The organism is Novosphingobium album (ex Liu et al. 2023), assembly GCF_029076845.1.
Taxonomy (GTDB): Bacteria; Pseudomonadota; Alphaproteobacteria; order Sphingomonadales; family Sphingomonadaceae; genus Novosphingobium.
Map to the genome: position 1 here is coordinate 323,147 of NZ_JARESE010000015.1, position 10,986 is coordinate 334,132.

The 10,986-nt window shown below is 68.5% G+C and carries 9 protein-coding genes and 1 riboswitch; of the genes, 4 read left to right on the forward strand and 5 right to left on the reverse strand.

Annotated features, from left to right (window positions below):
• Positions 1–25 precede the first annotated feature (25 nt).
• The 4 genes from sucD to PYV00_RS06650 form a co-directional block, all read right to left on the reverse strand.
• A complete protein-coding gene (gene sucD, locus PYV00_RS06635; RefSeq protein WP_275227492.1) occupies positions 26–916 on the reverse strand; it encodes a succinate--CoA ligase subunit alpha in 891 nt (296 codons plus the stop codon).
• Between the two features lie 45 nt (positions 917–961).
• Positions 962–1,924 carry a malate dehydrogenase gene (mdh, locus tag PYV00_RS06640; protein WP_275227493.1) on the reverse strand — a complete coding sequence of 321 codons (963 nt, stop codon included), beginning with the start codon at positions 1,922–1,924 and terminating at the stop codon, positions 962–964.
• Positions 1,925–2,212: 288 nt separating this feature from the next.
• Positions 2,213–2,524: a hypothetical protein gene (locus PYV00_RS06645; RefSeq protein ID WP_275227494.1), complete on the reverse strand. Its 312-nt coding sequence runs from the start codon at positions 2,522–2,524 to the stop codon at positions 2,213–2,215.
• 139 nt (positions 2,525–2,663) lie between these two features.
• Entirely contained in the window at positions 2,664–3,815 is a 1,152-nt protein-coding gene (locus tag PYV00_RS06650) for a cell wall hydrolase (RefSeq protein WP_275227495.1), read from the reverse strand.
• Positions 3,816–3,969: 154 nt separating this feature from the next.
• Positions 3,970–4,183, forward strand: a riboswitch (cobalamin riboswitch).
• A gap of 109 nt (positions 4,184–4,292) precedes the next feature.
• Between PYV00_RS06650 and PYV00_RS06655 the strand changes: the two genes are divergently transcribed.
• Genes PYV00_RS06655 through PYV00_RS06670 form a run of 4 tightly spaced genes read left to right on the forward strand, consistent with a single transcriptional unit; the run spans position 4,293 to position 8,756 of the window.
• Positions 4,293–6,182, forward strand: a complete 1,890-nt coding sequence (locus PYV00_RS06655; protein ID WP_275227496.1) for a TonB-dependent receptor plug domain-containing protein — start codon at positions 4,293–4,295, stop codon at positions 6,180–6,182.
• 8 nt (positions 6,183–6,190) lie between these two features.
• Entirely contained in the window at positions 6,191–7,033 is an 843-nt protein-coding gene (locus PYV00_RS06660) for an ABC transporter substrate-binding protein (RefSeq protein WP_275227497.1), read from the forward strand.
• A complete protein-coding gene (locus PYV00_RS06665) occupies positions 7,030–7,995 on the forward strand; it encodes a FecCD family ABC transporter permease (protein ID WP_275227498.1) in 966 nt (321 codons plus the stop codon). The genes PYV00_RS06660 and PYV00_RS06665 overlap by 4 nt, the downstream gene beginning before the upstream one ends.
• A complete protein-coding gene (locus tag PYV00_RS06670) occupies positions 7,992–8,756 on the forward strand; it encodes an ABC transporter ATP-binding protein (protein WP_275227499.1) in 765 nt (254 codons plus the stop codon). Before PYV00_RS06665 ends, PYV00_RS06670 begins: the two co-directional genes overlap by 4 nt.
• A 10-nt stretch (positions 8,757–8,766) precedes the next feature.
• Here the strand turns inward: PYV00_RS06670 and PYV00_RS06675 are convergent, their stop codons facing one another.
• Positions 8,767–10,887, reverse strand: coding sequence for a M3 family metallopeptidase (locus PYV00_RS06675; protein WP_275227500.1), 2,121 nt, complete (start codon positions 10,885–10,887; stop codon positions 8,767–8,769).
• Positions 10,888–10,986: the final 99 nt, after the last annotated feature.

The following is a 10,986-nucleotide window of genomic DNA, read 5'->3' on the forward strand; positions in this document are numbered from 1 at the left end:
GTGGAACGCCCTTGCGGGCGCCCCGTCAGGCAAGTTCCTTCAGCAGCCCTTCGAGGGTGACGCCGAGTTCCGAAGGCGAGGGCGAGACGCGGATGCCCGCCTCTTCCATCGCCGCGATCTTGTCTTCCGCGCCGCCCTGGCCGCCCGAAACGATCGCGCCGGCATGGCCCATGCGCCGTCCCGGAGGCGCGGTGCGGCCCGCGATGAAGCCGACCATCGGCTTCTTGCGGCCGCGCTTGGCCTCGTCCTTGAGGAACTGCGCCGCCTCTTCCTCGGCCGAGCCGCCGATCTCGCCGATCATGATGATCGACTGCGTCTCGTCATCGGCCAGGAAAAGCTCCAGCACGTCGATGAAGTTGGTGCCATTGACCGGATCGCCGCCAATGCCGACCGCGGTGGTCTGGCCCAGGCCGGCGTTGGTGGTCTGGAACACCGCTTCGTAAGTCAGCGTGCCCGAGCGCGAGACGACACCCACCGAACCCTTCTTGAAGATGTTGCCCGGCATGATGCCGATCTTGCATTCGTTCGGCGTCAGCACGCCGGGGCAGTTCGGGCCGATCAGCCGCGACTTCGAGCCCGTCAGCGCGCGCTTGACGCGGATCATGTCGAGCACCGGGATGCCTTCGGTGATGCACACGATCAGTTCCATCTCGGCATCGATCGCTTCCAGGATCGAATCGGCGGCGAACGGCGGCGGCACGTAGATGCAGCTCGCGGTCGCGCCGGTCAGCGCCCTGGCTTCGGCGACGGTGTCATAGACCGGCAGGCCCAGGCAGGTCTCCCCGCCCTTGCCGGGGGTGACGCCGGCGACCATCTGCGTGCCGTAGTCGAGCGCGGCCTGGGTGTGGAACTGGCCGGTGGCGCCGGTCATGCCCTGGGTGATGACCTTGGTGTTCTTGTCAACGAGGATCGACATCGAAGTGGCTCCTGGGGAGAAGAGGGTGTCTGGCGGCTGGCGCGATCAGGCCAGCGAGCCGTCGATCGCCTTGCAGGCGACCAGCAGTTCCTTGACCGCGTCGATCGAGACCTGCAGGCCGGCCTTGGCCTTTTCGTCAAGCGCGATCTCGATGACCTGCTCGACGCCGTCCTTGCCGATCACCACGGGAACGCCGACGTAGAGGCCGTCGACGCCGTACTGGCCTTCAAGGTAGGCGGCGCAAGGCAGCACGCGCTTCTGGTCGCCCAGATAGCTTTGCGCCATGGCGATCGCCGAGGTGGCCGGCGCGTAATAGGCAGAGCCGGTGCCGAGCAGCGCGACGATCTCGCCGCCGCCGTTGGCGGTGCGCTTGACGATCGCGTCGATGCGCTCCTGCGTGGACTTGCCCATCTTGATGAGATCGGGGACCGGGATACCCTTGACGGTCGAATATTCGACCACCGGCACCATGGTGTCGCCGTGGCCGCCCAGCACGAAGCTGGAAACGTCGCGCACCGAAACGCCGAACTCCCAGGCGAGGAAGGTCGAGAAGCGGGCCGAATCGAGCACGCCGGCCATGCCGACCACCTTGCTGTGCGGCAGGCCGGAGAATTCGCGCAGCGCCCAGACCATCGCGTCGAGCGGGTTGGTGATGCAGATCACGAAAGCGTCGGGGGCGTACTGCTTGATGCCTTCGCCGACCGACTTCATCACCTTCAGGTTGATGCCCAGCAGGTCGTCGCGGCTCATGCCCGGCTTGCGGGCGACGCCGGCGGTGACGATCACCACGTCGGCGCCGGCGATGTCGGCATAGTCATTGGTGCCGATGACGCTCGCATCGAAACCTTCCACCGGGCCGCACTGGCTGAGGTCCAGCGCCTTGCCCTGGGGCACGCCCTCGACGATATCGAACAGGACGACATCGCCCAGTTCCTTCTGCGCCGCGAGGTGCGCGAGCGTTCCGCCGATGTTGCCTGCGCCGATAAGCGCGATCTTCTTGCGAGCCATGATTGCTGTCTTGTCCTTCACACCAGGCGGGAACGCCGGACAGGAGGCGGCTTGCCCAGTCCCGCGACAGGCAGGCGCCATCAAATTCACGCGGCGTGCACTAGGCTGGTCGGATGGACAATGCAACCGCCAAACTGGCTGAAAAAGACAGTCTTTTCGAGTTTATATGATATCAGTTTGCAATAGCAATAGCTATGCGACGGCCGAGTACGTAGTCGCGCGAGGTACGCGCGATACCGCTGGGAAACGCCTTGCCGGGGCGATGGTTCCCGGCTGTGCCGGCGCGGTCTATGCCTTGGTCCCGGCGATCCGACGGGCATAGGCATCGGCCATGCGGCGATCGAGCGTACGGCAGATCGCCAGCCACCAGGCGCACTGGAGGTCGTCGCCCGCGTTCCGGGCCGCGTCGGCATTGTCGCGCGCGTGTTCGGCGGCGGCCAGGCCATGCCCGGCGAAATGGCGCAGCGCCGCTTCGAGCAGGAGATGGTGGGACGAATCCGGTCCGTTGTCATTGGCCGCGCGACGCCGCCGCGACGGACCGCCGGTGTGGGCAATGGCCGGATGTCCTCGCTTGCGCGCCGGGGCGAAACGGATGGTCATGGCTCGCGTACCCTTCTTTTTCTTGGAGCGCCCGTCGTTTAGACGAAAAGCGGCTAAGCCTTCATGAGAGCCTATGGTTGCCGGGGCATTAGCTTTTCGGGCCGGCTGACGTGAGGCCCGGTTCAGCTTGCGGGGCGGTCTATCCGGTCGGCGATGTGATCCAGCGGCCGCTGTTCTGGTATTCCGGGCGAATGCCGGTCGCCTCGGGCAGCTTCTGGCCGCGATAGAGCGAATCGCCGCCGCGTTCGCGCAAGTCGTTGGTGTAGAGCGGCGCGGGCGCGACTGGCGCCTGCGTCGCGGCGGCGGGCGTCAGACCGCTCGCGGGGGCGGCATCGAGCAGGGCGTCGTACGTGCGCTGCACCAGCAGCGGATCGAGCGATGCCGATGCCGCGACGGCCGACGGCGAATCGTCGCGCCGGTGCGGCGCCGCGATCGGCTCGCCGCCGAAGTAGGCGAAGCGGAAGGCGCCCGGCCGCCCGGCCGCGCCTGCGAAGCTGTAGAAGCGATGCGCGCCGATCGTCCCGAGATAATGCAGGCTTGGCGCCCAATAAGGATGCACTTGCACGGTGTGGTAATGCGTGGCCAGGCCCACCGGCGCATAGACATAGCCGGCCAGGGCATCGCGCGCGACCGCTTCGGCGCGCAGCCAGAACAGGCGGCTGGGCCGGCGCGCCAGCGATCCGTCGCAAGTGAACGAGAACTGGCACCCGGTCGAGCGTTCGGAGCCCTGATAGACCACGCCGCACACGGTGTTGGGATAGGCCGGATGGGCCACGCGGTTCAGCACCACTTGCGCCACCGCGCGCTGGCCGGCATCGGGCTCGCTCGCGGCTTCGTAATAGATCGCGGCGGTCAGGCACTGTTCGGCGCGGGTCCGGTCGATGCCGCTGTTGTCGATCCGCATCGCGCGCGCGATCGGGCCGATGAACGCATCCGCGTCCTGCCCGGGGATCTCGCCCTCGGCATGGTCGCCCTCGCCGATCCGCGTCACCGGCTTTTCCAGTTCGAGGTAATAGAACGCCGATCCCGGAAAGCTGCTGCCGGCCTGCTCGAACGGCATGGGCTGGACTTGCGTTTCGCTTTGCACGGCATCGCCGATCTGGAAGCGGTCCCAATCGCCGGGCGCGGCGAAGGCGGGCAGCGCGATGGCACCGATCAGTGCGAAGGCCGCCTTGCCGCGCCGCGGCACGCGGCGGCGCCCCATGGCCAGCGATCGCCCGCCCGAGCGCACGAAGCGCGCGGAGAAATCGCGCGGCCGAAGTTCGTGCGGCAAGGAAGGGGCGGCGGTCATCGTATCCTTTCGGGACTGTCGGTCTCGCGCGTACCCGCGCGCGCAGGCCTTTGCAGCCACCGATTCCGGGGCGTGCCGAAGCGGCACAGCGCTGTGCGTTACAGTTAATCGGTAAACAATTGACGATCTTGCCAGCGCCGCGCGCCGCGGGTATCGACGACGCCACGTCACGGGTTTTGCGCCGCAAGGCGCGACGAAGAGGGAAGCGGGTGAGGGGGATGTCCTCCTGAATCCCGCGCTGCCCCCGCAACTGTGACCGGGGAGCTTGCCCTCACGAAGCCACTGGACCTGCCTTCGGGCGGGACTGGGAAGGCGAGGGCCAGCGGTGATCCGGGAGCCAGGAGACCTGCCCGAAGACGGTCGTTCCGCGCCGGGCGGGGTGTACCGGAATGCAGCGAGACCCGCGTGGCGGGCCCGATCGGGCCGGCGCGGCCTCCGCCATGAACGGCATGTTCGTTCATGTCTGGAGGTACGTCCATGAAATATCTGTTTTATCTCTGTTCCGCTCTTGCCGTCGCCACGCCTGTCTTGGCCCAGGGCAGTGCCGACGAAGTCCTGATCGCCGACCGGCGGATCGACGACACGGCGATCACCGTGGTCGCCACGGGCAGCCGGCTCGATGTCGGGGAGACCGGCCAGTCGGTCAGCGTGATCGGCGCGGACGAGATCGCCTCGGTGCAGGGGCCGGACATCGCCCGCGTGCTCGAACGGCTGCCCGGCGTCACGCTGGCGCGCAACGGCGGGCTGGGCGGCGTGACGAGCCTGTTCGTGCGCGGCGCCAATTCGCAGCAGGTGCTGGTGCTGGTGGACGGCATCCGCGTGGCTGACGTCGCGGCGCCGGGCGCCGGCTATGACTTCGGCAATCTCGCGGCCGGGCCGATCGCCAAGATCGAACTGTTGCGCGGATCGAACAGCGTGGTCTGGGGGTCGGAGGCGATCGGCGGCGTGCTGGCGCTGACCTCGCGCGAGGTGAACGGCATCGAAGGCGCGGCCGAATACGGCGCGCGCGACAGCTTTGACGGGCAAGTCAACGCGGGCCTTGCCGGGGATGGCTACGGCGTGACGCTCAACACCGGCTACACCCGCACCGACGGTATCTCGCAAGCGGCAAGCGGGACCGAGAAGGACGGCTTCCGCCAATGGCGCGCGGGCGGCCGCGCGCATGTCGATCTCATGCCCGGGCTCACGGCCAGCCTGGTCGGCCGCTATACCGATGGCAAGCTTGCCATCGATGGCTATCCGGCGCCCTTGTACAGCTTCGCCGATACGCCCGAATACCAGAAGACGCGCGAGGTCGGCGGCCGGGCGGGCCTGGCCTGGGCGGGCGATGCGATCAGCCTGGATGCCGGCTTCCAGGTTTCCGATACACGCCGCCGCTATTACGACCCCACCTATTCGGACACGTTCACCAGCGAGAACCATGGCCAGAGCCGCCGTGCCGAGCTGAACGGCGTGTGGCGGGCAACCGATGCGCTGCGGCTGGATTTCGGCGCCGATCACGAATGGTCGCGGATCGACGTGGCCGGTGACAGCCGGCGCAAGGCGAACCTTTCCAGTGGCCATGCGCTGCTCGGCTGGTATGGCGAGGCCCTGAGCCTCGCGGCCGGGGTGCGCTATGACGATCATTCGCGCTTTGGCGGCGAATGGACCTTCGGCGCCAATGGCAGCGTCACGATCGCGCCGCGCCTGCGCGTGCGCGCGTCCTATGGCGAAGGCTTCAAGGCGCCCACGCTTTACCAGCTCTATTCGGACTATGGCGATACCGCGCTGGCGCCCGAGCGCAGCCGTTCCTACGATGCCGGCATCGAATATGGCGCGCGCGGCGAAGGGCTGCACCTCGCGCTCACCGGGTTCCGCCGTGACAGCCGCAACCTGATCGACTTCGTGTCGTGCACGGGCGCGGTGTGCGATACGCGGCCTTATGGCCTTTATGCCAATGTCGGCCGGGCCCGCGCGCAAGGTGTGGAAGTGGAACTGGGCGCGCAAGTCTCGCCCCGGCTGCGCGCGCAAGCCGCCTATACATACGTGAAGGCGACCAATCGCACCGAAGGCGACGTGAACGAGGGCAATGCCCTGGCTCGCCGGCCGCGCCATGCCGTCACCGTCTCGGCCGACTGGACGACGCCGCTGGCCGGGCTGGTGCTGGGCGCCGATATCCGCATGGCGGGCGACAGCTATGACGACATGGGCAATTTCACGCGGCTGGACGGCTATGCCACGGGAACGCTGCGGGCATCGCTTCCGATTGGCGAGAAGTTCGAGCTTTTCGGCCGGGTGGAGAACGTGACGGACGAGAGCTACGCGACCGTGAGTGGTTACGGCACGCCCGGCCGTTCGGCCTTCGTCGGAGTGCGGGCGCGGATGTGATGCGCATCATGCCGCTCCTCCCCGCGCTGGCGCTCGCCGCCTGCGCACAGGCTCCCGCCGGGGAGGAGCGGGCGGCGCATCCGACGATCATCTCGCTCAATCCGTGCAGCGACGCGGTGCTGGCCGAAGTCGCGGCGCCGGGGCAATTGCTCGCGATCTCGCATTACAGCCACGATCCGGCGGCGAGTTCGATGGATCTGGCCAGGGCGCGGCGCTTCCGGGCGGTGTCCGGCTCGGTGGAGGAGATCGCCGCGCTGGCGCCCGATGTCGTCATCGCCGGCACTTTCCTGCCCCCCGCGACCGGCACGGCCCTGCGCGATCTGGGCATCACCGTCGTCACCGTGCCGATCGCCACCGATGTCGCGCAAAGCGAAGCGCAAGTCCGGGATTTGGCCCGGCTGACGGGAAATCCGGGCAAGGGAGAAGCGCTTGTCGGCGATATCGAGGCATCGCTCAAGGCCGCCGCGCCGCCTCGCGGCGCGCGGGCGATTCCGGCGATCGTGTGGCAATCGGGCGGCATCGTCGCGGGCGAGGGCGCCTTGATCGTCGATCTGCTGCGCCGCACCGGCTTTGCCAATGGTGCGGCGGCGCGCGGGCTGGGGCAGGCGGATTACCTGCCGCTGGAACGCATGGTCGCCGATCCGCCGCGCGTGATCTTCGCCGCCGGTGATCCGCGCTCGGAGGATGACCGGATGCTGGGCCACCCGGCGCTGGTCGGCCTGCCGGGCGTGCGACGCGAGCGCTTCGCTTCCTCGCTGCTGTGGTGCGGCGGGCCGACGATCATGCGCGCGGCGCGCCGGCTGGCGCAAGTGCGGCGCGCTTTCGAGCAGGCCGACGGGGCGGGATCATGACAATGCGCCCCGTCCCCCTGCTGATCGCGGCTCTTGCCCTGATGATCCCGCTTTCGCTGCTGGCGGGCCGGGTGTGGATCGATCCTTTCGCGCCCGAGACGCGCCATGCCGCGATCATCGTGATGCAGCTTCGCCTGCCGCGCGCGGTGCTGGCCCTGGCGGTCGGCGGCGGGCTGGGCGCGGCGGGGGCGGCGATGCAGGGATATTTGCGCAATCCGCTGGCCGATCCGGGCCTGTTCGGCATCGCCCCCGGCGCGGCGCTGGGCGCGGTGCTGAGCTTCTGGACCGGCTATGCGGTGGGCCCTTACGCGCTGCCGCTGTTCGCGCTGGCCGGCGCGGGCGGCGCCATGGCGCTGCTGTCGCTGATCGCCGGGCGCGAAGGCGGGCTGGCGCTGTTCACGCTGGCCGGACTGATGATCGCCAGCCTGGCGGGCGCGCTGATGAGCCTGGCGATCAGCCTTTCGCCCACGCCCTTCGCGATGAGCGAGATCGTCACCTGGCTGATGGGCGCGCTGGCCGACCGGAGCTGGCGCGAGGTGCAGATCGCCGCGCCGCTGAGCATGGCCGGCATCGCCTTGCTGGCGGCGGCGGGGCGCGGCCTCGACGCGCTGACGCTGGGCGAGGTCGCGGCCCGATCGCTGGGCGTGGACCCTCGGCGGCTGCCGGCGCTGCTGATCGCGGGGGTGGGCCTGACCGTGGGCTCGGGCGTGGCGGTGGCGGGGATCATCGGCTTCGTCGGCCTGATCGTGCCGCATCTGGTGCGGCCACTGACCGATCGGCGCCCGTCCTCGCTGATCGTGCCGAGCGCGCTGGCTGGCGCGCTGCTGCTGCTCGTGGCCGATTGCCTGTGCCGGGTGCTGCCGCTGGCGGGCGGTGAATTGCGCCTCGGCATCGCGCTCAGCCTGATCGGCGCGCCGTTCTTCCTGCACTTGCTGCTGCGGATGCGGCGGGGGCTGGCATGACCGGACAAGCCTTGCTGGAAGCGCGCGCGGTGAGCGTCGCGGGGCGGCTGGACACGGTCTCGGCGGTGCTGTCGCCCGGGCAGGTCACGGCCATCTGCGGCCCCAATGGCGCGGGAAAATCGACATTGCTGGCTTGCCTGGGCGGGTTGCTGACGCCGGATGCGGGCACGGTGCGGCTGGGCGAAGCGGCGCTGCTCTCGCTGCCGCCGCGCGACCGGGCGCGGGCGATCGGCTTCCTGCCGCAGACGCCTGAGATCGCCTGGGACGTGAGCGTGGAAGTGCTGGTCTCGCTCGGCCGCATTCCCTGGGCCGGAGCGGGCGGGCAGGGCGAGGCGCAAGGCGCGATCGACGAAGCCATCGCCGCGATGGATCTGGCCGCGTTCCGCCACCGCCCCGTCTCGCGCCTTTCCGGCGGAGAGCGGGCGCGTGCGCTGATGGCGCGCGTGCTGGCGACGCGGCCCGGCTGGCTGCTGGCCGACGAGCCGCTGGCCAATCTCGATCTCGCCCATGCCGCCGCGCTCACCGCGCGGCTGGGCGATCAGGCGCGGGACGGGCGTGGCGTGGTGCTGGTGCTGCACGATCTGGCGATGGCGATGAACCATGCCGATCGCGTGCTGGTGCTCGATCGGGGCGGGCTCGTCGCCGATGGCCCGCCGGGTGAGGCGCTCTCGCCCGGCGTGATCGCGGCGGTCTGGGGCGTTGCCGCGCGCTGGCTCGGAGAGCCGGGCGCGCGGGCGCTCTCGCTCGGAAAGGGGCTGTGACCCCCCGGTCTTATCTGGCGGCGGGCTTGTCCGTCTCATCCACCAGCCCGCGGGCTTCCAGCATCGGCTGGATCTGCGGATCGCGCCCGGCATAGTCGCGATACATCACGGCATAGTCCTTGGTGTGGCCTTGGCCCAGGAAGCTGTCGCGCACGTGATCGCCGTTGGCGCGGGTCGGGCCGCCGTGCTTGACCACCCAGTCCCAGGCATCGTGCGCGAGCATCTCGGTCCAGATGTAGGAGTAATAGCCGGCGGCATAGCCGTTGTCCCAGATGTGCCGGAAATAGGGCGAGCGATAACGCGGCGGGATCAGGTCGGTCTTGAGACCGAAGGAGGCGAGCGCCTGCTGCTCGAACGCCTTGGGGTCCTGCGCCGCATCGGCCGGCTTCAGCTCGTGCCACTTCATGTCGAGCATCGCGGCTTCCAGCGTCTCGCCAAAGCCCAGGCCCTGGTTGAACTTCGCGGCCGCGTCGATCTTGTCGATCAGGGCTTGCGGGATCGTCTCGCCGGTCTGGTAATGCTTGGCATAGTGGTTCAGCACGGCTGGAACGGTCGCGAAGTTCTCGTTGAACTGGCTGGGAAATTCCACGAAATCGCGCGCCGTGTTGGTGCCCGAGAGCGAGGCGTAGCGCTGGTGCGCGAAAAGCCCGTGCAGCGCATGGCCGAATTCATGGAACATGGTTGAAACGTCGTCCCACGTCGCCAGCGCCGGCTCGCCCTCGGCGGGGGCGGTGATGTTCAGCGTGTTGGAGACGACCGGCCTGTCGCCGATCAGGCTCGATTGCTCGACGAAATTGTTCATCCACGCGCCGCCCTTCTTGTTGGGCCGGGCGAACGGATCGGAATAGAACAGGCCCATTTCCGAGCCGTCCTTGTCGAACACGGTATAGACGCGCATCGTCGGGTGATAGACGGGAATGTCGGTGCGACGCTTGAAGCTGATGCCGTAGAACTGGTTGGCGGCATAGAACACCCCGTCTTCCAGCACGCGCCACACTTCGAAGTAGGGCTTGATCTGCGATTCATCGAGATCATATTTCGCCTTGCGCACCTGCTCGGCGTAAAAGCTCCAGTCCCATGGCGCGAGCGCGGCGGTATCGCCTTCGGCGCTGGCGTGATCCGCCAGCATCTTCGCCTCGCGCGCCTGCGTCGCGGCGAGCGCGGGGACGAAGCCCTTCATGAACGTCATCGCCTCGCCCGGCTGCTTCACCATGCGATCGTACATGGCGAAAGTGGCGTAGTTCGGCAGGCCGAGCAGCGCCGCCTTCTTCGCGCGCAGATCCGCGATCCGCGCGACGATGGCGGTGGTGTCGTACTGGTCGCCGCCCGAAGTGCGGTTGAGGCTGGCCTCGAACAGCTTGCGGCGGGCGGCGCGGTTGGTCAGGAACGAAAGCGCGGGCTGCTGCGTGGTGTTGACCAGCGCGATCATGTACTTGCCGGGCATACCCTTTTCCTCGGCGCGCTTCTTGGCCGCGGCCAGATCGGCGGCGGGCAGGCCGGCGAGTTCCTCGGCGCTGTCGAACACCGGCGCCTTGGCGGCGGTCGCTTCGGTCAGCTTCTGCGAGAATTCGGTCTCCAGTTCGGCAAGCTGCGTGTTCATCGCCTTGAGCTGTTCCTTCTGCGCGGGCGCGAGCAGGGCGCCGGCGTGGACGAACTGGGCGTATGTCGTTTCCAGCAGCATCGCGTCTTCGCCGGCCAGCGCCAGCGCCGCGCGCTGGTCGTAGACCGCCTTGACCCGCTGGAAGAGCTTGTCGTTAAGGAACATGTCGTCATAAAGTGCGGAAAGCCTGGGTGAGACGGCCTTTTCGGTGGCATCCAGCGTATCGTCGGTATTGGCCGAAGTGAGCTGGCCGAACACCGGCATGACCCGGTTCAGCATCCGCGAACCGCGTTCCAGCGCGACCAGCGTGTTCGCGAAGGTCGGGGCCTCGCGATTGGCGGCGATCGCCTCGATTTCGGCGCGGGCCTGCGCGATCCCGGCCTCGATCGCCGGCTGATAATCGGCGCTGGTCAATTTGGTGAAATCGGGCGCGTGGAACGGCAGATCGCTGTCCTTGGCGAAATAGCTGCCGGCGCCGGCGCTTGGCCGGGCACTGGCCGGAGGGGGAGCGGCGTCAGCGGTCTGGGACATGGTGATGCATCCTGCAAGCAGCGCCGCGCCGAGGACGGCAGGCGCCGAGGCGGCCTTGAGGCGGGGTTTCATGGGTGAAAGGTCTCCATTCGCGGGCGG

Coding starts and splice junctions, on each gene's coding strand:
- PYV00_RS06655 (WP_275227496.1), top strand. CDS start 4,293: ATGAAATATCTGTTTTATCTCTGTTCCGCTCTTGCCGTCGCCACGCCT.
- PYV00_RS06665 (WP_275227498.1), top strand. CDS start 7,030: ATGACAATGCGCCCCGTCCCCCTGCTGATCGCGGCTCTTGCCCTGATG.
- PYV00_RS06645 (WP_275227494.1), bottom strand. CDS start 2,524: ATGACCATCCGTTTCGCCCCGGCGCGCAAGCGAGGACATCCGGCCATT.
- PYV00_RS06650 (WP_275227495.1), bottom strand. CDS start 3,815: ATGACCGCCGCCCCTTCCTTGCCGCACGAACTTCGGCCGCGCGATTTC.
- sucD (WP_275227492.1), bottom strand. CDS start 916: ATGTCGATCCTCGTTGACAAGAACACCAAGGTCATCACCCAGGGCATG.
- PYV00_RS06675 (WP_275227500.1), bottom strand. CDS start 10,887: ATGTCCCAGACCGCTGACGCCGCTCCCCCTCCGGCCAGTGCCCGGCCA.
- PYV00_RS06670 (WP_275227499.1), top strand. CDS start 7,992: ATGACCGGACAAGCCTTGCTGGAAGCGCGCGCGGTGAGCGTCGCGGGG.
- PYV00_RS06660 (WP_275227497.1), top strand. CDS start 6,191: ATGCCGCTCCTCCCCGCGCTGGCGCTCGCCGCCTGCGCACAGGCTCCC.
- mdh (WP_275227493.1), bottom strand. CDS start 1,924: ATGGCTCGCAAGAAGATCGCGCTTATCGGCGCAGGCAACATCGGCGGA.